Raw genomic sequence first — 23564 nt, 5'->3', positions numbered from 1 at the left:
GAACGTGTATGTCAAAAGAAGGGGGCGGGTGTATGATCAAATGGAAAGACAACAGAAAAGTCTTTTTAACGGCGATTGCTTTTGGAACGATGTTAAATCCACTGAATTCGTCAATGATTTCTTTAGCCTTGCATCAAATTCAGCATGAGTTCGGTTTGTCGTTTACGACGGTATCTTGGCTCATTTCAACCTTTTATTTGGCCAGTGCGGTCACGCAGCCGGTGAGTGGACGAATTGGAGATCATGTGATGAGCCGGAGAACCTTATTTTTATTTGGACTAGTTCTAGTGGCAGTCTCAGCCATTTGTGCGCCGTTTGCCCCGACTTTTGCGGTGCTGATTGTGATCCGGCTTCTACAGGCGATTGGAAGCAGTGCGATCTATCCTTCAGGTGTTGGACTGATTCGGGATCATGTGAAGGAACGACAAGCTTCTGCTTTAGCGGTATTGTCCATCTTTGCTTCAGCGATGACAGCACTCGGACCGACACTTGGCGGGTTTTTGATGACGATCGGCAGCTGGCCGGCGATCTTTTTAGTGAATCTGCCATTCATATTGATCAGTTTTTTTCTAGGCCTTTCCTTATTTCCTAAGGAGAAGAAGAAAAAATTGCGTATCGGAGACACTGTCCGAAAGCTTGATTTGCCAGGGATGTTTCTATTTACAGTTTGTATTGTCCTTTTGCTTTCTTTTTTATTATCACTATCTGATGGTATTCAGTATGTACAGGGCATTCTCTGTCTTGTGAGTGCGGGTGTTTTTATATGGTGGGAATATCAGGTGGATGAGCCATTTATCCAAATTCGGATGTTCAGGCAGGAGAAACGGCTTTCGCTTGTGTATGTGCAATTTATCATTTTGAATATTTTCTTCTATTGTCTCTTTTTTGGCTTGCCAAGTTATTTTCAGGATGAATTGGGCTGGCGTGTGGAGATGACAGGTCTCTTTATGCTTTGCATGTCTGGCGTGAGCATAATGGTATCGCCGCTGACTGGCAAGTGGGTAGATCGCGGCGATGAACGGCATCCTGTTTTGGCAAGTGCTGTGCTGATGCTGGCCGGTGCTTCCGCAATGACTTTCTTTTTTATACCTGCGCCATTCTGGGGGAAAGGACTGGTTCTTGCTTTGCTTGGACTCAGTTACGGGATTGGAAATGTTGCGCTTCAAGCTGCGATGTTAAAAGCGAGCCCTCAACAAATGATTGGCACGACCTCTGGGCTTTTTCAAACATGCAGGTACCTTGGTTCCATTCTGTCATCTGCCGTGCTTGGCATGCTGTTTGGTGAGGAAATTGCAGGTTCTCATTTTGAACAATTAGGCTGGACATTGATCATGATTTCTCTTGTCGGCATTAGCGTCAGCCTTTATTTTTCGAGTATGGTCAGAGGAAAACAAACAATGAAAAAAGCGGCTGGGATAAAGTAGAAGAGAGGTCTTCCATACTTTATCGCAAGCCGCTTAAGAGTTGGACAGGTCTGATCCTTGGTCCTTTTGCTTCCTTCTGAAAATTTTGCCCACAATGTTCTCGTAAAATGTCACGATACGGTCAATTGGAGAGTCAAAGAACTTCCATAATTTATTCATGATAAAGACAACCACAATCGATACGATCAAGCTGCCTAATACATCAAATGGATAATGATGACCGACCCAGATGCGGGAGAACCCTGTCAGTAATCCAAAAACAAGCAAAATATTGCCGAGTTTTTTATTACGGGATCGAATGGCTAGTGAAAGAGCCAGTGCACCTGTTGTGTGGTCACTTGGGAAGGAAGCGTCTGCTGAGTGCGGGATGAGTGTGTCGACTTTGTGCGCCACAAACGGCCGCTCTTCATAATAAAACAGCGTAATGGCAAAATTGACGATGAGTGCCACGATGCCTGTTACACCAGAAAAGAAGACATGCTTCTTAAATTTGTGATTACCTAAAAACCAGCAAATCAATAAGACGAGGGCATATACGAGAATGGCCTTTTTCGTAATGAAAATCATGGCCTGATCTAAAAACTCAGAATGATGAGCCATCCCGTGTATGACTTTAAACAATTCGTAATTCAAAACATCACCTATACTTTCGCTTAACGCCAACTATTTTTCAAAAGACCTATCTGTTCATTTGAAATATCCTATATTTTAGCATGTTTTCAGTGAAGTTTAAAACAGTATCCTATTCTGATAGGGAAACCTTTTGTGCTTTTGCTTCTTGCGGTTTTCGTTCGCTCCAATAAAAAACGCCCATGCTGAGCAACACGACAACGCCAGCAATGAGATATACATTTGAAAAATCTGTGAAGCTGACAAGCAGTCCGAAGACAAATGATCCAGCGGCAATCCCCGTATCATATAGGGTAAAGAAAGTTGCTGTGGCGTAGCCTGTACGGTGTGCTGGTGAGTGCTGTATCGCAAGTGTTTGTAGACATGGCACCAAAGAGCCGTAGCCAAGACCGATGACAGCGCCGGATAAAAGAAGCATGGTGGCTGTTTGGGTAGCGGTCAGCATCCATAAACCAATCGCAAAGAGAGCAATCGATGGATAGATCACAATATGAGGCCCGACTCGGTCAAACAGTCTGCCTGTAAATGGACGTGATCCAAGCATCGCAGCTGCAAATACAATGAAGAAATAACTGCTTGCACCCATTAGGTTCAGGGAATTGGCATAGACTGAAATAAATGAAATGATCGGCGAGTAACAGAAGGAGATAATGATTCCAACTGCTGCCGTTTTTAAAGCACCTTTTTCAAACAGGTGAGAAAAAGTGAATCGAAAGATGACACTTCCGCCGTTTTCAGGCTCTGGCTGTCTAATCAGCATCGTGAAAGCTGCACCGATAGAGACGATGATCGAAAAGAGAAGAAATAAAGAATGGAATCCTACTTTTCCCACTTGATTCAGTGCGATAAACGGACCGATAACCACAGCGAGGTTCATTGACATCACAAAGTATCCAAGACCCTCTCCTCGTTTATGTTTCGGAATCATATCAGCTGCAATGGCACTTGCTACGGTTGTCAAAATGCTGAAGAAGATTCCTTGCACGAAACGCAGCATGAGAAGTGTTTGGAATTGATCAATTGGAATGTATAAATAAGTGAGCAGGGCAAAAGCCGTTGAAGAAAAAATCGCCATGCGTTTCTTGCCGAATTTCTCAATAATGGCCCCTGAAAATGGTCTTGTCACAATTGCTGATAATAAGAAGACCGTCACAAGGAGGCCGCCCTGTGATTCTGTTCCATTTAATTCATCCATTGTGTAAATGGGGAGTAGTGTCAAAAGGGCATAAAAAGAGGTGAATGTAAATAAATTCACCAGGACAATCATGATAAAGTCTTTTGTCCAAATGCGTTCGTTCATGGTGTATGTCACTTCCTATTCAGTTGATAATTTGTGTAAAAGTGTATGGAGGAGTTGTTTTTCTTCGTAGGTAAAATCTGAAAGACATTCTTCTTCAAATTGTTCCATCGTCTGTTTGATTTTTTGAAACTTTGCTTTTGCATCGTCTGTCATGACGATGAGATTCTCACGTTTGTCTTTTCCTTGGACTCGTTTCACCCAACCGTTTGCTTCTAGACGCGTCACGGTTCTGGTAATCGTCGGTGCTTCGACGTTCAAATAGGTCCAAATGTCTTTTTGCGTTTTAGGACCGAATGTATCCAAACAAAAAAGTACAGTCCACTGGGACATGTACAAGTCATAAGCAGCAAGCGCTTCGTTCGCTTTTTTAGACAGCAGCCGCGCGCTTTGATGTATTTGATGTAAACACTCTCTGTTTAACGTATCCATAGGCTCACCTTTATTCATTATTTATCTAGGTAAATAAAATCACCTTTCCTATTTTACGTGTTACACCGATGCTTGTAAAGTGAAAATTTTCGCCACTCGAAATGATTTTTTGTTTTGTCTTTTCTGATAAATCCCTTGTCCCATCTTCATTTTTAGCATATTCCCTATGCAATGCTAATACACTGTTACAAACCTGACAAAGAGAGTGTTTGAGGTGAGGGATCGTGTTTGGCATTTACTACCTAATGGATGAGAAATTAAGACGAACAAGCGCCGCTGAAAATGGATAATATTGATACGGATCTCATTTCACACTTCTCACATCCATTTTAGGGAGGTCGAGTGGTGTGCACGATTACATCAAAGAGCGAACAATCAAGATAGGAAAGTATATCGTGGAGACAAAGAAAACCGTTCGTGTAATTGCGAAAGAATTTGGAGTCTCTAAAAGTACTGTACACAAGGATCTAACAGAAAGACTGCCAGAAATTAATCCAGATCTGGCTAACGAAGTGAAGGAGATACTGGATTATCATAAATCAATCCGCCACCTGCGAGGGGGAGAAGCCACAAAGTTAAAGTATAAAAAAGAAGAAATTTTAGAAGGTGAGCCTGTAAAACAGTAAGCTTTAGTTCTTTGTTCATAAACATGATATATATATCTTCCTCTTATCGGTAGTTTCTAACCACAAATTTTGTAAAGACTTTTGTAAAGAAATATCTTTTTTTCTGCAAATTATGATAGAATATATAATTAGGGCAGAATGTGGTATTTGCTATGGAAACAGATTTTCAAGGAGGATATATATAGATGTTTGCTAGGGATATTGGAATTGATCTTGGTACTGCAAATGTACTGATTCATGTCAAAGGAAAAGGAATTGTGTTAAATGAACCATCTGTTGTCGCTCTTGATAAAAACAGCGGGAAAGTATTAGCTGTTGGAGAAGAAGCAAGACGTATGGTTGGACGTACGCCTGGGAATATTGTTGCGATTCGTCCATTAAAAGATGGCGTAATTGCTGATTTTGAAGTAACTGAAGCGATGCTCAAGCATTTTATTAACTCATTAAATGTGAAAGGGCTATTCTCTAAGCCGCGTATGCTCATCTGCTGCCCAACAAACATTACATCTGTTGAGCAGAAGGCGATCAAAGAAGCTGCTGAAAAAAGCGGCGGGAAGCATGTATTTCTTGAAGAAGAGCCAAAAGTAGCAGCTATTGGTGCTGGTATGGATATTTTTCAGCCAAGTGGAAACATGGTCGTAGATATTGGAGGCGGAACGACAGATATCGCTGTCATCTCAATGGGTGACATTGTAACCGCCTCTTCTATTAAAATGGCTGGAGACAAATTTGACTTGGAAATTCTAAACTACATTAAAAAAGAGTACAAGCTGTTGATCGGTGAGCGAACTGCAGAGGACATTAAGATCCAAGTTGCAACGGTATTCCCAGACGCACGTCACGAAGAGATCTCGATTCGTGGACGAGACATGGTGACAGGATTACCAAGAACGATTACCGTCACAAGCAAAGAAGTAGAAGAAGCATTACGTGAATCTGTATCTGCCATTGTTCAGGCTGCGAAACAAGTTCTTGAAAGAACACCACCTGAATTATCAGCTGATATCATTGACCGCGGCGTCATCATTACTGGTGGCGGAGCGCTTCTAAACGGGCTTGATCAATTGCTTGCAGAAGAGCTGAAAGTACCAGTTTTCGTTGCAGAAAATCCAATGGATTGTGTAGCAGTTGGTACTGGCGTGATGCTTGATAATATGGACAAGCTGCCAAAGCGTAAACTCAGCTAATGATTTCCCTCATTCTTTTTAGAAAGAATGGGGGATTTTTATTAAAGAAGCCTGCCAATATGCCGATATATTTCATAGAAGATTGTGAAACTGATGATTTTAGGTCATGTGAAAGAATTTGAATGAGGTGAGCACGTGTTAAAAGGACTATACACCGCAACATCTGCCATGATCGCTCAAGAGCGGCGGACAGAAATGCTTTCAAATAATATCGCAAATGCGAATACTCCAGGCTATAAAGCAGATGAAGGGGCCATGCGCGCATTTCCAGAAATGCTGCTAAGCCGAATGGAATCAGGACGTTTCCAAACATCTTCAGGCAAAGGCTTTAGTATCCCACAGCAAACGGCGATTGGCGGAATTAATACGGGAACATACATGCAGGAATTGATTCCTCAATTTACACAAGGAACATTAAAAACAACGGATCAAACAACTGATATTGCATTAGTAGAAAATAATGTGCCCATCAACCCGGAGACAAATCAAAAGTCAGCGCTTTTTTATGCTGTGAATACACCAGAAGGCGTTCGTTATACGAAAAGCAGTTCCATTACATTGAATGATCAAAATCAGTTGACGATCAATGGACGTGCCCTTCTTTCTGTGACGGGTCAGCCGATTACCGTTCAAAGTGAGAATTTCAAAGTGAACGCAGATGGAACCGTGAGTGAAAACGGACAAAACCTTGGACAAATTGATGTACGTGTTGCAATGGATACAAGAAACCTTGCGCGTGAAGGAAATGATTTATACCGTACAGCTGATAACCAGCCTCTTCCAAGTGCGGTCAATAACGGTCAAATGTCCTATACATTAAGCCAAGGTGTATCAGAGCTCTCGAACGTTGATGTGACGAAATCATATACAGAAATGACAACAGCCTACCGCGCATTTGAAACAAACCAAAAAGTGGTTCAGGCATATGATAAAAGTTTAGAAAAAGCAGTGAATGAAATCGGAAGAGTGTATTAATAAAGAAATGAAAGAGAGAGGAGGATTCTCATGCTTAGAACGATGATCAATGCAGCTGTGTCAATGAACGAGGTGCAAAAGCAGCTTGATATCATTAGTAATAACATCGCAAACAGTGAAACAACAGGGTATCGCGCGAAAAACACCCGTTTTTCAGAGCTGGTCAGACAACAGTTTAATCAGGTAGATGAAAAAAATGAGCAGGTGGCAAACAGTCGTCTGACACCTGCTGGTTTAAGGCTTGGAACTGGAACGATGGTCAATGCATCCATTAACTCATTGCAAGGGTCTATTAAAGAAACAGGCCGTGACCTTGATGTTGCATTTGGTGCGCCATCTCAGTATTTGCAGGTCAATGCTGGCGGTAACATCCGGTATACAAGAGATGGCTCTCTTTATTTACAGCCAGGAAATAATCGGAATCAAGTCCAGCTGGTGACAAGCGAAGGCCATCCGATTCTTGACGAAAACGGGAATGAGATTGTCTTAAATGCGAATTTCCGTGATATTTCTATCGATAAAAATGGCCGGCTTACAGCTATTTCTCGAGGCAATCAACCGAATCAGCAGGTGAATCTTGGGGTTGTTCAAGTGAATAATTCTTCAGCACTCATCTCTGAAGGAGAAAATTTGTTCTCAGTCGACGGCAACTATCAAGGCGCTTTAACGGCACTGAATGGGGCAAACCGTCAGGCCATTCAACTTCAGCAAGGTGCACTTGAAACGTCGAATGTGGACATGTCTAAAGAATTAACAGACCTCATGACAACACAGCGTTCGTATCAGATGAACTCAAGAACCATTACGATGGGCGATCAAATGCTAGGACTCATTAATACCATTCGATAATGAGCAGGCGGATGTCAGCCTCTCATGATAAAAAAGGCGGCTCGCTCAAAGTCGCCCTTTTTTTTATAAAAATCTGAGACATCTGCAAGCAGATCTTCAAGATCAATCCAGGCTTCTTTTCGTTCAAGACATGTGACGAGTGTAGCAATCTGTTCATCTGCCTTGGGCGCTTGGCTGTAGAGAAGGAATAAAATTTGGAACTTGATTCTTAATAGATCAAATTGGGCATCAACGGCTTCTTTTAGCCCTTTTTGAATATACTTCATTCCTTCATCAGTTAAATTCTCTTTAAAGCAGGAACGCACAGTTTCATAGAGACACGACACATAGGAGTGGGCAGATTTCCGGTATGCTGGGAGCCGAAGCGCTTTTTTAAAGTATTCTAGTGCTTCCTTATGACGATTCTGTCTCGACTTGATAAAACCAGCGTCATAATACACGATACCAAGCAGTTCTTGGTCATCAATCATTTTCACGTATTCGATAATTTCAATAAAAATAGCTTCTGCTTCTTCATATTTTTTTTGATCACTAAAGTTAAGGGCGAGCACAATTTTGCACCGATAAATGCTGTGGATATCCCCGTGCTTTGCAAAGATATCCATGGCTTTTTCAACATGTCGAATGGATAACAGTGAATAGCGGTTGTTATAATAAACACCACTTGTACGGAAATGAAACTCCGCTTCCTCTAGCTCATCGTCTAGCAGGGGCAGTTTTTCTTCTGCTTTTTCAAGATAATGAATGGCATCATTTTGATCGCTCTTTAAAGATTCGTATAAACCGAGAAAAAAGTAAAAATAATATTGCAGTTGATCATTCATTTGATCTTTGTGGAGCATGAGTTCATGCTTCAGTTTTTCTAAGTCTTCTGTTTGGTTCATCCAGAGCTGGTGCCGAAAAAGCATAAGCTGATAATGTAAATGAAGCTCCTGTTTCTTTGACAATCTACGTTTATATTTGGTTAAGGACGTTTTGATCTCTTCAGCCTTCGAAAAATGTCGATGTTTTAGCATTGTATACCACGAATGGAGAAGTTTTTTAATGGATTTATCGCTTATAAAATTCATTTTTACCCTCTTATTCAATCAATGATGTAATATATATTACCATATTTGTGAAAAAACGATGAGTGTAGAGTGGATTATATTTCATGACAATAGGTAATGATAGATTCTATTTTTTACCATAAATGTTGGCTGAACATTGAAAAATGACTGCATTCATAATATACTTCAATAGGAATCAAATGAAGATTAGCGATATAGAAAAGAAGGAGAGATCAAGACATGCTTGATGCTCAGCAAATTCAAGACATTATTCCACACCGTTATCCATTTTTATTGGTTGACCGTATTTTAGAAGTTGATGGTGAGAAAAGAGCGGTTGGAATCAAAAATGTCACAGTAAATGAAGAATTTTTTAATGGCCATTTCCCAGGATACCCCGTCATGCCGGGTGTGCTTATTGTAGAAGCGCTTGCTCAAGTTTTTGGGGTCATCATGTTAGGTAAAGAAGAGAACAAAGGGAAAATTGGTTTGTTTGCAGGGATTGACAGCTGCCGATTCAAAAGACAGGTCAAGCCAGGCGATCAGCTACGTTTAGAGGTTGAAATCACACGTCTTCGCGGTCCAGTTGCCAAAGGAAAAGCAGTTGCAACAGTAGATGGCGAAGTGGCATGTGAAGCAGAACTGACATTTTCTATCGGTCCGAAAGTATCGTAATGTGTCTGACGGTTCATCTTGTATGAACCGTTTTTTATATGGAAACATTCAGCCAGAGCGGATGAGGACTTGCTTTTTTGACAAAAAAACGTCATATTAGACAAAAAAAGATGAAGGTGATAAAGAATGCTGAAAGAATTTAGAGAGTTTGCCGTCAAGGGGAATGTGATTGACCTGGCTGTCGGTGTCATCATCGGGGGAGCATTTGGCAAAATTGTCACTTCTCTTGTGAATGATTTAATTATGCCGCTTGTTGGTATTATTGTTGGGGGGCATGATTTTAGTGGATTGTCTATTAAAATCGGTTCTGCTCAAATTTTGTATGGAAGTTTCATTCAAACAGTGGTCGACTTCTTGATTATCTCCTTTTCCATTTTTATCTTTATTCGTTATTTAAATAAATTAAAACGGAAAAAGGTAGAGGAAGAGGAAGTGGTTGAAACGCCAGATCAAACGGAAGTGTTGTTAACCGAAATTAGAGATATATTGAAAAATCAAAGCCAATCGAAAGATGTGCAATAGAAAAAGAGCGGCTCATCCCGCTCTCAGCGTGTAGACAAACCCTCGCATTCTTTGTCAGGGCTGTGCTCCGGTGCTCACGAATATTAAATTCGCTCTGCTCCGGTGCTCGCCCTTCCTAGACTTCAAAGGTTTTCTATCACGCTGAAAAGGAAGACAAAGGGCTAAAATAAAGTTCATTTTAGCCCTTTGTCAACCATCTAAGAGCGGCTCATCCCGCTCTTTTTTATGTGTTCTGTTTAAAAGCATCCAGCAGTTTTTCTCCTGATAGCCCCTCTTTGACGAGGTCTTTTAATACTTCTTCGGTTTCTGTTCTGTAACGATTTGTGATCATTTTACCGTCGAGTAATACAGATATGTTTTCTTCTAAGGCAACGATGTTTTTGACTTGGACCGATAGATGAACAGGGCGGTTGTTTTCTTTTGTAATCGTCACGAGAATCTTTACTTCTGTATGCTGCTGAAAGAGCACCTCAAACACTTGTCTATGCTTCTTTGGAATCAGTGCCTCGATCATCCAGTGATTTTCGCCATCTTCTTTATTAATGATTAAGCCGTCACGAAGGGGAATGCTGGACATTTTATCTTGCTTTGGATCAAGTTCGATTTTTAAATCAATCAGCCTAAAGGTTTTCATATTTATCACCTCACAAGCGTTCATTATTCGTAAGTATCATTATAGCATACAACATCTGTATAAATGAAACCGCTGCCTACTCAGAACTAGCTGCATATAAGTGAAAGGAGATGTTTTATGGAGTCCTATCAACTTCGAAACATACATATTGGTGAGGAAAAGGAAAGCAATGTGAGGGTCTATACATGGGGAGACATTCTCTCATTTTGTGACGTGTATATGGAAGAAGGGGAGTCCCTCACTTTTCAATATGTGACAGACGATCAAATGGACTGTTTTGAATTTCAATTGTCAATTCATGATGGAAGGCTTTGTTTTTATTGGTTTGCGTGGGACGGGTCTGACTATATTCACATGCCTTCTAGTAATTGGATTCATTCAGATGTTTTTTATCAATTTATGAAAAATAAGTATTTCGTCAAACAAAATAAGATGATGTTTTATACGCAAGCGGTAAAAAGTAAAAATGATTGAGGAAATAAAGAATTTTAAAGAACGATTTTGTCATTTTCGTTTTTTGTCTTTAGTGCTATTTCTCAGTAGACTAGGGTTAGCTGAAAGGAAAGGAGGCAAAAGGCAAAGGTCTAGCATCTCGTGGCCCCCCTCTAGCTATAGCTGATAGACTTTGCCTTGTACACATATTCACTGCGTAATAGTAGAACCAAGGTTTCTTTGTATCAGTCATGTGTCCCCTGTGAATCCCCTTATGCGTATCCGGTCATGTAGCGTGACCGGGTACTCTTATATTCATTGATAAGCCGATCATCCCTTGCAAATAGTGGATACTCATTTCATAATGATGATGGATTTGATAAACGGAAGGTCAACTGAAAATGCAGGCAAAAAAGGAGAGACCGATGACAAACATTCAATTAATCGCAACGGATTTAGACGGAACTTTATTGAACAGTGAGCACAAAGTGAGTCAGGAAAACGAGCAGGCGTTAAAGGAAGCAGCGGCGAGTGGGATTGAGGTTGTCGTTTCAACAGGAAGAGCGTATTTTGATGTGAAATCTATTTTTGATCAGCTTGGGATGAATACGTGGGTCATCAGTGCAAATGGAGCTGTGATTCATGATCCAGAAGGTCAGGTATATCATTCGGCTGTTCTAGAAGAAGAAAAAGCAAAACACATCTTATCATGGCTAGAGGAGCGTGATTATTACTATGAAGTGTTTACGAATGAAGCCATTTACACACCAAACCGCGGCAGGGAGGTTCTGGCGATAGAAATGGACCGCTTAAAGAGTGCAAATCCAGAAACGGATCAGCGTGTTCTTGAGCAAGCGGCTGAAGTTCAATACAGCCAGTCAGGTTTTGCTTATATTGATACATATCAAGAATTGTTTCGTGAGGATCAGAAGCTTTCGTTTTATAACATCTTAGGTTTCTCATTTTTTCAAGACAGATTGAAAGCCGGATGGGATGCGTTTGGACATGATTCTGAATTAACATTGGTTAGTTCGGCTGATCATAACTTTGAAATTGGAGCAAAGGAGGCGTCGAAAGGGCAGGCGTTAACCAGGCTGGCAGAAAAGCTCGGTATTCCATTGAGCCGAACAGCGGCTGTAGGAGACAGTTTAAATGATGAATCGATGATTCGGGCAGCTGGGGTTGGAATTGCAATGGGGAATGCGAGAAAGGATATAAAAGAATTAGCTGATCACGTCACGTTAACAAATGATGAACATGGTGTGGCACATATGATTCAACATCTTTTGAAATAATTGAATCGTATGTATTTGTATAAATGACATAGGATGAAGCGCATTCTACAAAAGAGGAATTCAGAACTACTTCTATTTACACCCGCTATGGAACATCATATAATTTAATTATGAATATAACCCGCTTGTAAGGAAGTTAAGGAGAGTAAACGAATGGCGCTGGAATCTTATAAGTCCGACAATCTGCATTTAATCAAGGAAGCCTTAGACTATACTCAGGTTGGCCTGACGGTGACGGACCCGTCTTTACCTGATAATCCTTTAATATATGTGAACAAGGGCTTTTTAGATATGACAGGCTATCAAGAAACCGAAGTAATAGGAAAGAACTGTCGTTTCCTTCAAGGAGATGAAACTGAACAGATTGCTCTCAAACAAATTAGGACAGCCATTGAAAACAAAGAGGCTGTCACTGTACAGTTGAAAAACTATAAAAAATCTGGTCAAATGTTTTGGAACGAGTTAAGTTTGGCGCCTCTATGGATTGATGAAAATGAAGGGAAACGCCTTTATTTCGTTGGTCTGCAAAAGGATGTTACGAAAGAGAAGGAACAGCAAGAGCTTCTTGAGCAATCCATTGATGAAGTATTGAATATTTCTGTCCCGATTGTTCCGGTGAAGGATGGTATTTCTGTCCTGCCGATCATAGGTACGTTAACAGCGCCAAGATTTGATAAAATCATCTCAACAGTCTCCACTTATATCTCTCAATCCAAAGACGATTACTTCATTGTGGATCTGTCTGGTTTATTAGAGGTGGATTCATTTGTGGCGGATGCGATCTTTAAGCTGAACGATCTGATTTTAATGACTGGCACAGAACTGATCGTGACAGGTATTAAACCAAATCTTGCGATGAAAATGGGAGAAATGAGAGAGGACTTCCGTGAGTTGAATACGTATATGAATGTGAAATCTGCATTGAAAAAGCTGCAAATTTAAGCATTCCTTTAGATGAGATGAAAAAAAGAGGACTTTTCATCAAGTTTGAGAAAAGTCCTCTTTTTGCTGTCATTAAGATGATTGAGCGGCTGCACTTAACGTGAATAAATCTTCTAGTTCATTCGTTGACAGCTCTGTAATCCAGCTTTCACTTTGGATAATTTGATCATTTAACGTTTGTTTTGTTTCGAGCATTTGATCAATTTTTTCCTCTATCGTGCCGGTTGTGATCATCTTATGGACGTGAACAAACCGCTTTTGCCCGATGCGGTAAGCACGGTCTGTTGCTTGGTTTTCTACAGCAGGATTCCACCATCTATCGTAGTGAATGACATGATTGGCGGCGGTTAAGTTTAGTCCGGTTCCTCCTGCTTTTAAAGAAAGAATTAAGATGTTGAACTCTTTTTTCTGGAAACGTTCCACCATTTTGTCCCGATCATGTTTTGATAAGCTCCCATTTAAAAATTGAACTGGTTCTCCAAACATCTTTTCGGCGAGCTGTTTGATCATGTTGCCCATTTCAATATACTGCGTAAAAATGAGACAGCTTTCTCCTTGTTCGTGTATGGCTTTTAACAGCTCTGCTAATTTATCCATTTTTAATGAACGCTTCAACAATTTCACATCTGTTCCGCTCTCTTTTAAATAAAGAGCAGGGTGATCGCAAATTTGTTTGAGTCTGCCAAGCATACTTAAAATGATGGCTTTCCGCTGCATCCCTGTTAATGAGGCCATATGTTCGAATGTATCTTTGACCAGCTGTTCATATAAAGATGCCTGCTCTGCAGATAACGGGATGAATTCTTTTTCTTCTAGTTTCTCTGGCAGATTGAGTGCGACTTCTTCATCTTGTTTTGTTCGTCTTAATAAGAATGGCTTGATCAGCTGCTGTAGCTGTTGGATTCTTTTTTCTACACGGTCTTTTTCAATCGGAAGGACGAACTTTTTATGAAAACTGGTCAGGCTGCCGAGATATCCTTTGTTCACGAAGTCGAAAATAGACCAAAGCTCTGTCAAGCGGTTCTCCATCGGTGTCCCGCTGAGGGCAATGTGGTGCTGTCCTTTTAATTGCCTAATGGCTCTCGATTGTTTCGTATGTGCATTTTTAATATTCTGGGCTTCATCTAAGCAAATGGTATTCCATTTGGCTGCTGTTAATTCATCACGGTCAGAATGTGAGAGACCATACGAAGTGAGGACGATATCTGTTGATTCGTACGCTTTTGTAAAGTTCTCACCTTGTGGACGTGATGGTCCATAATGCAGAGCGACATTCAAATGTGGTGCGAATGTTTCAAGCTCTCTTTGCCAGTTCCCTAATACGGAAGTCGGTGCAATGATGAGAGATGGAGCGGCGTCTTGTTGATGCTCCTTCAAATAGGTGAAATAAGCGATCATTTGAATCGTTTTTCCAAGTCCCATATCATCTGCTAAACAAGCCCCGAATCCATGAGACCTTAAGAACAGAAGCCAGTTGACACCGTGCTGCTGATACGGGCGCAGTGTGCCCTTAAAGGACTCACTCATCTCATAGGATGGCAGCTCTTGTGTATCATTTAACTGATGAACAAGTCCTCGTAGTTGAGACGAAAGTTCAAATTGAATATGGGCAAAGGCCGAACTGTCTAGCAGCTCAGGAATCGACTCAGAGGAGGCCTCTTGGTCTGCGAGTTCACGTGATAAAATATCCGACATATGAAGTCCTTCGTTCTCAGCGCGCTCCATCCATTTCTTCATTTGCTGGATAAAGGTCGGATCGATTTTAATCCATTGTCCACGAATGTTGACAAGACGACGTTTACTTTGAACAAGCTCGTTGAACTCATCTTCTGTCAGCTCAATCCCGTTTGTGGCAAAGCGCCAATTAAAGTCCATAAGGGCATCCATTCCAACGTGCGATTCGCCTCGTGGTGTGGAGGAAATCCGTGCTTTTAGCATCATGGTGCTTTCTTTGACGATCTGCCACCATGATGGGAGCAGGATCTCAATCCCCATGTTCACAAGTGTTTCACTCGCTTCAGATAGGAAGAGCCACGCTTCTTCTTCTGACATGAGGGTGGTACCAGATGTAAATGAGAGCCAAGGGACAATCTGACCGAACCGCTCCAGCTCTCTGGTGATTTTTTCTTGAAACGGACGCCATGATTTTTTTAAAGAACGGATGCCTTCAAAGAAATGCAGATCACTGTTTTTCTTATCACGCAAAAACAATTCAATTTTCCAATCATCCCCGTCGAAATCAGGCTCATTTAAACGCAAGCCGACAGTGAAAGGCGTCTCATCATCAATCCAGCCGATTGTTTCCAAGAAATCCTGTTCATCTAAAAAATGTCCCTGGAAGGAGGAAAGAGCAGGCGATTGTGCAGTCATTCGGTTCCATTTGTGCTGCAAGGCATCATCATATTGAATGTAATCCTGTACGGCAAAGGAGAACCAATCAGCTGTGTAGCCATCTAATAAGCCTTCTTTGTCTTTAAAGCGAAGCATGCCTTTTGTCCATGCCTCGAAATCTGGGACAAAATCTTCATCCTCGATGAATTCGTAAATGGTTGAGGCTGTTTTCATAAGCGGCTCTGTTTCATCCGTTAACGTCACATGGCTGAAAGTATTGAATGAATTTTTCCCTAGCAATTCAACGGTCATCCAAGGACTTAACAGGAAGGCAGGTGTGCCAATAAAGCTCACATCTTCTAAGAATGTTCCGTAAAAAGATGATTCGTGCCATTGGAAAAGCTGCCTCTTCATTTCATTTAGCGGTACAGGCTGTCCGTCCTCTGCTTGCGCTGAAATGGTGAAAGAGAAATCTTCGGTTTGTTCTGCATGAATGACAATTTGTTTATGGCGTGTCATCAATTAATTTTCCTTTCTTCATTTCCTCTTGGAACGCACGCAGCCGTTTTGTTGAATCTTGCAGCTGCTGTACATATCTTTCCCACACCGCGGTTTTTTTCGTTTTATGATAAAGCGTACGCAGTTTTTTGAGCATTTTCACAGATTCCCGGTAAGCACTTCGATTCTTTTGATCGAGAAGCAGTGAGATTTCCCGGTGGTACGAAGGAATGAGTGCTTCAGGCTCTTCCTTTGCAATCTGTTTGATCAGTTCTTTCTCCAATTCACTGATGGAGAAACCAACGAGGCTGTGTATTTCAATCCATTCTGCATAGCGTTCTTGTGCATATAAGAGCTGACTATATTCAGTAAATGCATAAGGCATACAGATTTGGAGATAGCGTTCATACAAGAAATGATCTTTCGTCTGTTTAAAGTACGCGTCTAAATAAAAGAAGAAATCGCTGACGGCTCCACGCAGTTCTCTATAAGATAGGTCAAGCTGGCAATATTCTTCTAATACATATGTGATCTCTTGATACCAAAGTTTGAGACGCTTCCAGTCCTTGCGGTTTGTGAGATCCTTTAGCCAATTGAGCACATTCGGCAGCATATCTGCATTGAGCAATTTTAATTGCTGGAAGAGTCTTTCGTCTTCTTTTAGCAAATAATCCATATGCATCAGCCCAATGGTGCGTTCAACCGTTTGTTCCTGCTGTTGGGCGCTCTTGAGTAATTCTGTTTCTTTTTTGACCCATTTCCCTCTATTTAATATAGTTCCCCACATTTCCATAAAGACCGCAACTCGTTCATGCTGGAAAGGTCCGCTGATTTGAAGAAGTGTCCGAACGGCAGTTGGTGTGTTTTCAAGAAACGGATCGAGGGAAAAGGAAAGGGCGTATGTCCTCAAATGATCCACTGAATCAAAAATGGTGTTCATGAGCTGTTCTACATATGGATTCATCGAATAAAAGTCTTTTTCGGCATCAAGACGGCCGAGATCGATTAGCTCATGGAGCCTTAACCACACATCGATGGACGTATGAATCGCATACAAACTCTTGAATTCAGGTGAAGTGGGTGCGTGTTTTTTCAGGATCGATAAATAGCCGTAATACAAATGCTGTGGCGTTTGCTGGTGCTTCGGTGTCCGTTTCAGCCAGAGGTGAAATTCCTCCTGGAAAAAATTCAGCCAGCTCTGAAGTGAATGTTCATCTGGGCGCTTCACTTGGAAGTGCTGACGAATGAGTTCTTTGCTGCGCTGTAATTCATCCTTCTCTGACCAATTTTCTGTAAAGCCGGTCACACTCTCTACTTGAGCGTATAGCGAAAAGAAGACAGCGAGGATGTGTTTACATAGTCCATCAGCTGGACATGAACAGCTGCTTCTCACTGGAAACAGCACATGAAGGTGGACTCTTGCTGCCACGACATCATGTACATAAGCTGACCATTCGGTATCAGACTCTTGCTTGAGCCGATATACGCTGTCCTGTCTATAAGTAATCAATGCTTTTTTGATGAGTTGCTTGTTTTCATCTGTTGAAGGAAGAAGTTCTTTGATCTGTTCGGCTGTTTGTTTGATTTCTTCTTCGTTGATGTTGTGCTGAAGCATTTGATCCGCTCCTAACCAAGTAAAAGATTCCAATTCTTTTATTATAGCTCAATGGTGATTTATAAAAAAGTTTTTCATGAAAATGGTCATAAATTTCAAAAGCTGTCGAATGATGTAATAGAGTATTGCATAAACCAACCATACAGCATATAATAATGAAATTAGTGGAATCGAAAGGATACAGACATGGATAATAAGGGTTTAAATCAAGAAGAGTTTTTAAAGATTTTGATGTACGCTCATGATATTGGTGAAAATTCCAATGATGTCACAACAAAAGAAATGCTTGAAAATCTGATTGCTCATATTCGAAATGGCCTTGTTTCATAAAAGTAGCCCCCTGCTCTCTCAGCAGGGGGTTTTTGTATGCTTTTATGAATGGAACGAAAATTCCCGGCATACGATGACATTACAAGCATAAGGAGTATGGGGAGCTGATGTGTCATGAAGATTGCGATTGCAGGCTGTGGGTATGTAGGGCTTGTCACAGGGGTGTGTTTAGCAGAAGCGGGACATGATGTGACATGTATGGATATTGATCGGCGGAAGGTCATGCAGCTGAAGCAAGGGAATCCTCCGATGTACGAGCCGGGATTAAAAGAACTGCTCAAACGGAATATGGAGCAAGGACGCATTCGTTTTCACATTAATGGAGCGTCAGCCTATTCGCAGGCTGACGTGTTAATGATTGCTGTCGGTACCCCGCAGCAGGCAGACGGTCAAGCTGATTTGCAGTATGTCTTTCAAGCGGCAAAGGAGATGGGCTTACAAGCAAAGCCAGGCGCAGTGCTTGTCGTGAAAAGTACAGTGCCTGTCGGAACGGGCGATCAAATTGATCATTTGATTCATCACGTGTTAGGTCGTAAGGAGCCATTATTTATTGCATCGAACCCAGAATTTTTACGAGAAGGGTCTGCCATCTCAGATACGCTGCGAGCGGATCGGCTGGTGATTGGAGCCGAAACGAAGAACGGATTAGATCAGCTAGAGTCTATGTATGCGGATTTCCACATTCCATTCGTGAGAACAGATCGGAAAAGCGCAGAGATGATCAAATACGCATCAAATGCATTTCTTGCCACAAAAATCAGCTTCATGAATGAAATTGCTTCGATTTGTGGAAAAACGGGAGCTGATGTTGAGAGAGTTGCAGAGGGGATGGGACTCGATCAGCGGATTGGTGCTTCGTTTCTTAGGGCAGGCATTGGTTACGGAGGTTCCTGTTTTCCGAAGGATACTAATGCCCTTGTCCAAATTGCAGGGCATGTGTCCCATGATTTTGAGCTATTGAAGGCTGTCATCAAAGTCAACAATGAGCAGCGAGCAAGTTTTATTCGAAGTGTGAAGGAGCGGATGGGAGAAAACTTGGAAGGGAAGAGAATGGCTCTTCTTGGCCTTTCCTTTAAGCCGAATACAGATGATATGAGAGAGGCGGCGTCAATCCCGATCGCTCATCAGCTCCATCAATTAGGAGCGGAGATCGTAGCCTATGATCCTGCTGCCGCTCGCAATGCAGCTCAAGAACTGCCTGATCAAGTCCTTTTTGCTCAAACGATTGAAGAGGCGATCAAGGATGCTGATGCTGTCTGTATATTAACTGAGTGGGCGGATATTCAGTCATTTCCACTTTCAGCTTATAAAGATTTCATGAGGCAGCCGATCATTTTTGATGGCCGGAATTGTCATACGCTTGAAGCGGCAGAAGTAGCTGGTGTCGAGTATCATTCTATTGGACGCAGGTCTGTCTCTCCTATTTATATGTAATGAGAAAAACCGATAACTTCATGTGTTATCGGTTTTTGCGTTAATGCGGAAGAATGAATCCGCCATATAAAAATGCAGCCACAATCAGAAAGGCAGGGTGCAATTTGAATTTGGTCATAAAGAAAAATGAAATGGCGGCAATGGCAAGTGATTGTGTCCAGCCAATGGCTTTCACGGCATCTCCGCCAATTTCCCATGTTAATAAAAGCATCATCATCGCAATGACAGGCTGCACAGATAAAGTCATGCCTTTGACGACAGAAGATTGGCGAAAACGGTCAATGAGTTTTAGCAGTAAGATCAATCCGATAGCAGACGGCAGGACCGTGGCAAGCAGTGCAACGATAAAGCCTGGCCATCCCATGACATCATAGCCTACATAAGCCGCAATTTTCGTAGCGATTGGACCTGGAAGTGCGTTGGCTAATGCGAGCATATTGGAGAACCCTTCGTTCGTCATCCAATGAAAATGATTGACGATTTCTTCATAATTGAGCGGAATGGAGGCAGGTCCTCCGCCATACCCTAACAGATTGGATAAGAAGAATGCCCAGAATAAAAAGAGAATCAGCATCACGAAGACACTCCTTTCTCTTTATTTGTTCGAGTCCAGCGATCTTTCAGTTTGAAATGAAAAGCACCATAACATAAAAAGATGATGACAATGATTCCTGGATGAATCGAGAGTACTTGAAGACCGATAAATGCCAAAAGGAATAGGGCGATTCCGAAGATCATGCCGAAGCCCTTCAACGCTTTTTGTCCAAATTCATATGCCATCATTCCTAACAGAACGGCAATCACTGGTGTCACAGCACCGATCATATTTTGAATGATGACTGAAGAGCTTAAGACGCTGACAAGTGTAACAAGTGCCACCATAGCGAGACATGTCGGTAAAATATGTGCAGCTGTTGCAACAATGGCGCCAGATACACCTTTTAATCGATAGCCGAGGTATGCCGACATTTTCGTAGCAATCGGTCCGGGTAATGCGTTGGCGATGGCGAGTGTTTCTCCAAATTCGTCATCATTGATCCATTTGTATTTGACGACCGCTTCATGGCGAATGAGCGGGATCACAGAAGGTCCTCCGCCAAATCCCAGAATACCGGTTCGCACCATGGCGATCATGAGTTCAAGATATGATTGCAAGTGGTTCAACTCCTATCTACAATTTCATGCCCATTCGGCTTTTGTATCGTTTAATGAGCATTTGACAGTCAACACTGACGACGCCTTCAAGCGGGTACAGCTTCTTTGTCAGGAACGTCTCCATTTCCTGTTCATTTTGAAAAATGCCATGCATATGCAGCTTGCTTGGTCCTGTCATATGATAAAGGCTTGTGACGGCTGTTTCCTGCTCAAGCTGAAGGGCGACTGTTTCTAAACATTTCGGCTCAACCTCTACGTTAAAAAAGACAGAGACATGAATGCCGATCTTTGCTGGATTAATGACAGCGGTGAATCGTTCAATGACACCTGCTTCAATGAGCTGTTGAATACGGGCTTGTACAGCAACACGGGAAAGGCCGACTTGTTTCCCTAGATCCGTGTAGGACATACGCCCGTCCTCGTGTAATAAGGAAAGAATTTGTTTATCTCTTTCATCTAATGTTAAGTTTGGAATGCGATATTCATGTGCCACCGTATAACCACCTTTCTTCTGTTGATATTCTATCATATTTTATTACGAATAGAATGTTTGATTTTTAATTGAGTAACGAAATGAAATAATAAAAGAAGATAATATATCTTTTTGCATAAAAAAACACCCCAGTATCACCGGGGTGTGTTCATTTTATTTTTCTGGGCTGCTTTCCGCACTGGCAATTTGCTGTGCAAGGTCAGCACGATCAATGTCTGCTTGGAAGAACTCCTGCGTATTTGGCAGGTGTAAATTCATGTGACGTTTTTGGGAAATTCGGATGGTCACTTGATCCACAGTGTAATCAAATACATGCCCGCCTACGCTTCGATCATCATCAATAAAGTGGAGATGATATCCACTTACCGCAATGCCATGTGCGTACTGTGGTGTACGGAAGCCTGCGATCGTCCCGCGAATATTTTCAAAATCGAAAATAGGCTGTGACTTGACTGCTTCTACCATCGGAACGTAAGGTTTTTCCTGTTTTTCAACCGTACGGGTTTGAACCTTTTTGAATGACCCATCGATGCGGATCGCATAAAAGACATTCTTGCTCGGTAAGATTCGGTCGATTTCTTCCTCTAGCTCTTTGGACGTCATCGGTGCATCAATTCGATGAACGATGTCCGTTTCAAAGAATGCTAGAGAGCAGAATGGTGAATAATCTTGATCGGTTACTGGTGTGGCTGTTCCATCAGAGCGCAGTCGATAAAAAGCGCCATCAAAGCCGATTAGTTCCCCATCTAATTGATTGAATGTGCCAATGCCAAAATCACCATGCTCGGGAATATGTGATAGGGAGAAATCTCCATCGTATACGGCTTCCAGCAAGGAGGTCATGGTTGATACTTGATAGACCTCTTGCTTTTTGTCCTGCGGTATTGTGTTATTTTGTTGATTCATTGGGTGCATCATACCCATATCCGCTCACTCCTTTAACGTAATGTATCGAAGTCTTATCTGACGTTCGTTGTGTGTTTTTCACGAAAGACTTCTGGCCATTTTTGACTGGCGAGGTCTGGGTTGTCTTGATAGTCTATCGGAATATCAATAATAACGGGTCCTTCTATGTTTATACCCTTTTGAAGGACAGTTGAAAGCTCTTCAGGTGAGTTGACACGTAATCCAGTTGCTCCAAAGCTTTCTGCATATTTCACTAAGTCGATCTGACCGAACTCAACACAAGACGTACGGTCATACTTCATTTCCTGCTGGAATGCCACCATATCGTATGTGCTGTCGTTCCAAACGAGATGAACGAGATTTGTTTTCATGCGCACTGCTGTTTCTAATTCCATGGCGGAGAAGAGAAAACCGCCATCACCTGAGACTGAAATGATCTTTTCATCTGGATTCAATATGGAGGCTGCAATCGCCCATGGTAATGCCACGCCAAGTGTTTGCATTCCGTTACTTACTAGGAACGTGTTCGGTTCATAAACACGGAAGTGGCGAGACATCCAAATGGCGTGCGATCCGATATCACATGTCACTTTCGTGTCATCTGGGATGATACGTCTCAACGCATGAATGACATCCAGCGGGTGTGATAAATGACTTTCTCTTTCTGGTGTTTTTTCGATATCACTTAACAGCTCTTGTAATTCTGTGACGAGATCTACGTTCTTTTTGCATAATGAAAGTGGAACGCTGTCATGGGCTAGATGTTGCACTGTTTCAGATATATTGCCCACAAGCTCAAGCATCGGTTCATAGAAATGGTCAATATCTGCCTGCATGTCATCCACATGGATGATTTGACGCTGCTGCGGTTTCAAATTCCAATGCTTCGGATCGTATTCGATTGGATCAAAGCCAATAGTTAAAATCACATCTGCTTTCTCAATGAGAAGGTCGCCTGGCTGATTACAGAATAAACCGATTCTGCCCACATATTGAGCCTCAAGCTCTCTTGAGAGAACACCGGCTCCTTGGTACGTTTCGACAAATGGGATACCAAGTGTTTTTAATAATGTTCTTGTCGCATTTGCCGCAGCTGGACGGCTAGCTTTCATTCCCACAATTGCAACAGGTAAGTGCGCATTTTGAATTTTTGCGATGGCCGAACTGATGAGAGCATCCGGTGCAGGACCTAGTTCTGGAGAAGGGTGAGCAGACACTGGTGTTTGTGTGGTGTGTTCGGTCACAACATCTTGTGGAAAGCTGATAAATGCTGCCCCAGCTTGACCTCTTTGTGCCGCGCGAAAAGCATTTGTTAAGGCTTCTGGTATATTGTTTACGTCTTGTACTTCAACGCTATATTTTGTCACTGGTTTGAATAATGCCGCATTGTCGAGTGATTGATGTGTTCGTTTGAGCCGATCCGCACGGATGACGTTTCCAGCGATTGCAACAACAGGGTCACCTTCTGTATTGGCTGTTAATAGACCTGTCGCTAAATTGGATGCGCCAGGACCTGATGTGACGAGACAAACGCCTGGTTTGCCAGTTAAACGACCGACTGCTGCTGCCATGAATGCCGCATTTTGTTCGTGTCTGCATAGCACAAGCTCTGGACCTCTGTCTTTTAATACATCAAATACTGCATCAATTTTTGCACCTGGAATCGCAAAAACATGGGTCACACCTTGGGCAATGAGCGTATCGACAATCAACTCTGCTCCTCGTTTTGTTAGGGGTTGTGTTTGAGAATTCATTTACCCCGCACTCCTTTCGGCAAGTAAAATTTTTTATGAAAATATATTTTCATGATATGATTTACTATACATTTCACAA

At 41.9% G+C, this 23564-nt stretch carries 24 protein-coding genes; 12 read left to right on the top strand and 12 right to left on the bottom strand.

All coding sequences use genetic code 11. The annotated features are described in order from the left end of the window. Positions 1 to 32: 32 nt before the first annotated feature. Positions 33 to 1424: an MFS transporter gene (locus NSQ52_RS17285; protein ID WP_268356796.1), complete on the top strand. Its 1392-nt coding sequence runs from the start codon at positions 33 to 35 to the stop codon at positions 1422 to 1424. A gap of 33 nt (positions 1425 to 1457) precedes the next feature. Here the strand turns inward: NSQ52_RS17285 and NSQ52_RS17280 are convergent, their stop codons facing one another. The 3 genes from NSQ52_RS17280 to NSQ52_RS17270 form a co-directional block, all read right to left on the bottom strand. Beyond that, positions 1458 to 2057 (bottom strand): undecaprenyl-diphosphatase, encoded by a 600-nt coding sequence (locus NSQ52_RS17280; RefSeq protein WP_008343330.1) that lies wholly within the window; start codon positions 2055 to 2057, stop codon positions 1458 to 1460. Positions 2058 to 2166: 109 nt separating this feature from the next. Beyond that, on the bottom strand, positions 2167 to 3354 hold the full coding sequence (locus NSQ52_RS17275; protein ID WP_007497577.1) for an MFS transporter: 1188 nt from the start codon (positions 3352 to 3354) through the stop codon (positions 2167 to 2169). 15 nt (positions 3355 to 3369) lie between these two features. Next, positions 3370 to 3783, bottom strand: coding sequence for a MarR family transcriptional regulator (locus NSQ52_RS17270; RefSeq protein ID WP_008343328.1), 414 nt, complete (start codon positions 3781 to 3783; stop codon positions 3370 to 3372). Positions 3784 to 4130: 347 nt separating this feature from the next. Here NSQ52_RS17270 and spoIIID point away from each other — a divergent pair, with 347 nt between their 5' ends. From spoIIID to NSQ52_RS17250, 4 genes are all read left to right on the top strand, one after another. Further along, entirely contained in the window at positions 4131 to 4409 is a 279-nt protein-coding gene (gene spoIIID / locus NSQ52_RS17265) for a sporulation transcriptional regulator SpoIIID (protein ID WP_008343327.1), read from the top strand. A 185-nt stretch (positions 4410 to 4594) separates the two neighbouring features. Then, positions 4595 to 5596 (top strand): cell shape-determining protein Mbl, encoded by a 1002-nt coding sequence (mbl, locus tag NSQ52_RS17260; RefSeq protein ID WP_012011515.1) that lies wholly within the window; start codon positions 4595 to 4597, stop codon positions 5594 to 5596. 135 nt (positions 5597 to 5731) lie between these two features. Beyond that, on the top strand, positions 5732 to 6571 hold the full coding sequence (locus NSQ52_RS17255; protein WP_017360018.1) for a flagellar hook-basal body protein: 840 nt from the start codon (positions 5732 to 5734) through the stop codon (positions 6569 to 6571). Positions 6572 to 6601: 30 nt separating this feature from the next. Next, entirely contained in the window at positions 6602 to 7420 is an 819-nt protein-coding gene (locus NSQ52_RS17250) for a flagellar hook-basal body protein (RefSeq protein WP_007497568.1), read from the top strand. A gap of 14 nt (positions 7421 to 7434) precedes the next feature. Here the strand turns inward: NSQ52_RS17250 and NSQ52_RS17245 are convergent, their stop codons facing one another. Further along, positions 7435 to 8490, bottom strand: coding sequence for a tetratricopeptide repeat protein (locus tag NSQ52_RS17245; protein WP_268381901.1), 1056 nt, complete (start codon positions 8488 to 8490; stop codon positions 7435 to 7437). Positions 8491 to 8709: 219 nt separating this feature from the next. Here NSQ52_RS17245 and fabZ point away from each other — a divergent pair, with 219 nt between their 5' ends. Then, on the top strand, positions 8710 to 9144 hold the full coding sequence (gene fabZ / locus NSQ52_RS17240; RefSeq protein ID WP_024718731.1) for a 3-hydroxyacyl-ACP dehydratase FabZ: 435 nt from the start codon (positions 8710 to 8712) through the stop codon (positions 9142 to 9144). 126 nt (positions 9145 to 9270) lie between these two features. After that, complete coding sequence (mscL, locus tag NSQ52_RS17235; RefSeq protein ID WP_342473656.1) at positions 9271 to 9666, top strand: large conductance mechanosensitive channel protein MscL; 396 nt, start codon at positions 9271 to 9273, stop codon at positions 9664 to 9666. A gap of 223 nt (positions 9667 to 9889) precedes the next feature. Here the strand turns inward: mscL and NSQ52_RS17230 are convergent, their stop codons facing one another. After that, positions 9890 to 10300 carry a YwpF-like family protein gene (locus tag NSQ52_RS17230; protein WP_003215215.1) on the bottom strand — a complete coding sequence of 137 codons (411 nt, stop codon included), beginning with the start codon at positions 10298 to 10300 and terminating at the stop codon, positions 9890 to 9892. A 117-nt stretch (positions 10301 to 10417) separates the two neighbouring features. On the opposite strand from NSQ52_RS17230, the gene NSQ52_RS17225 reads away from it, so the two are divergent. The 3 genes from NSQ52_RS17225 to NSQ52_RS17215 all read left to right on the top strand — a co-directional run bounded on the left by NSQ52_RS17225 (position 10418) and on the right by NSQ52_RS17215 (position 12969). Next, positions 10418 to 10774 (top strand): hypothetical protein, encoded by a 357-nt coding sequence (locus tag NSQ52_RS17225; RefSeq protein WP_008343305.1) that lies wholly within the window; start codon positions 10418 to 10420, stop codon positions 10772 to 10774. 392 nt (positions 10775 to 11166) lie between these two features. Beyond that, on the top strand, positions 11167 to 12027 hold the full coding sequence (locus tag NSQ52_RS17220; protein WP_277687858.1) for a Cof-type HAD-IIB family hydrolase: 861 nt from the start codon (positions 11167 to 11169) through the stop codon (positions 12025 to 12027). A gap of 153 nt (positions 12028 to 12180) precedes the next feature. Next, on the top strand, positions 12181 to 12969 hold the full coding sequence (locus tag NSQ52_RS17215) for an STAS domain-containing protein (RefSeq protein ID WP_058337020.1): 789 nt from the start codon (positions 12181 to 12183) through the stop codon (positions 12967 to 12969). Between the two features lie 72 nt (positions 12970 to 13041). Here the strand turns inward: NSQ52_RS17215 and NSQ52_RS17210 are convergent, their stop codons facing one another. Both NSQ52_RS17210 and NSQ52_RS17205 read right to left on the bottom strand, forming a co-directional pair. After that, complete coding sequence (locus NSQ52_RS17210) at positions 13042 to 15819, bottom strand: DEAD/DEAH box helicase (protein ID WP_342473654.1); 2778 nt, start codon at positions 15817 to 15819, stop codon at positions 13042 to 13044. Beyond that, positions 15806 to 17413, bottom strand: coding sequence for an SWIM zinc finger family protein (locus NSQ52_RS17205; RefSeq protein ID WP_342473653.1), 1608 nt, complete (start codon positions 17411 to 17413; stop codon positions 15806 to 15808). The genes NSQ52_RS17210 and NSQ52_RS17205 overlap by 14 nt, the downstream gene beginning before the upstream one ends. A gap of 186 nt (positions 17414 to 17599) precedes the next feature. Here NSQ52_RS17205 and NSQ52_RS17200 point away from each other — a divergent pair, with 186 nt between their 5' ends. Beyond that, the gene (locus tag NSQ52_RS17200) at positions 17600 to 17743 is read left to right on the top strand and encodes a hypothetical protein (RefSeq protein WP_003214884.1); all 144 of its coding nucleotides are present in this window, start codon (positions 17600 to 17602) and stop codon (positions 17741 to 17743) included. A gap of 114 nt (positions 17744 to 17857) precedes the next feature. Further along, entirely contained in the window at positions 17858 to 19177 is a 1320-nt protein-coding gene (locus tag NSQ52_RS17195) for a UDP-glucose/GDP-mannose dehydrogenase family protein (protein ID WP_342473652.1), read from the top strand. A 40-nt stretch (positions 19178 to 19217) separates the two neighbouring features. Here NSQ52_RS17195 and NSQ52_RS17190 read toward each other — a convergent pair whose 3' ends face one another. The 5 genes from NSQ52_RS17190 to alsS form a co-directional block, all read right to left on the bottom strand. After that, the gene (locus tag NSQ52_RS17190) at positions 19218 to 19751 is read right to left on the bottom strand and encodes a chromate transporter (protein ID WP_007497548.1); all 534 of its coding nucleotides are present in this window, start codon (positions 19749 to 19751) and stop codon (positions 19218 to 19220) included. Continuing rightward, positions 19751 to 20311: a chromate transporter gene (locus NSQ52_RS17185; protein ID WP_342474119.1), complete on the bottom strand. Its 561-nt coding sequence runs from the start codon at positions 20309 to 20311 to the stop codon at positions 19751 to 19753. Before NSQ52_RS17185 ends, NSQ52_RS17190 begins: the two co-directional genes overlap by 1 nt. A 37-nt stretch (positions 20312 to 20348) precedes the next feature. Continuing rightward, positions 20349 to 20825: an Lrp/AsnC family transcriptional regulator gene (locus NSQ52_RS17180; RefSeq protein ID WP_017360010.1), complete on the bottom strand. Its 477-nt coding sequence runs from the start codon at positions 20823 to 20825 to the stop codon at positions 20349 to 20351. A 153-nt stretch (positions 20826 to 20978) separates the two neighbouring features. Beyond that, positions 20979 to 21731 carry an acetolactate decarboxylase gene (budA, locus tag NSQ52_RS17175; protein ID WP_024718720.1) on the bottom strand — a complete coding sequence of 251 codons (753 nt, stop codon included), beginning with the start codon at positions 21729 to 21731 and terminating at the stop codon, positions 20979 to 20981. Positions 21732 to 21784: 53 nt separating this feature from the next. Beyond that, entirely contained in the window at positions 21785 to 23485 is a 1701-nt protein-coding gene (gene alsS, locus NSQ52_RS17170) for an acetolactate synthase AlsS (protein ID WP_342473651.1), read from the bottom strand. Between the last annotated feature and the right edge of the window lie 79 nt (positions 23486 to 23564).

This window comes from Bacillus sp. FSL W8-1141 (genome assembly GCF_038593205.1).
In the GTDB taxonomy this organism is placed as follows: domain Bacteria; phylum Bacillota; class Bacilli; order Bacillales; family Bacillaceae; genus Bacillus; species Bacillus altitudinis.
Note: the sequence above shows the minus strand (reverse complement) of the source record. Positions and strands in the feature narration are given on the sequence as shown.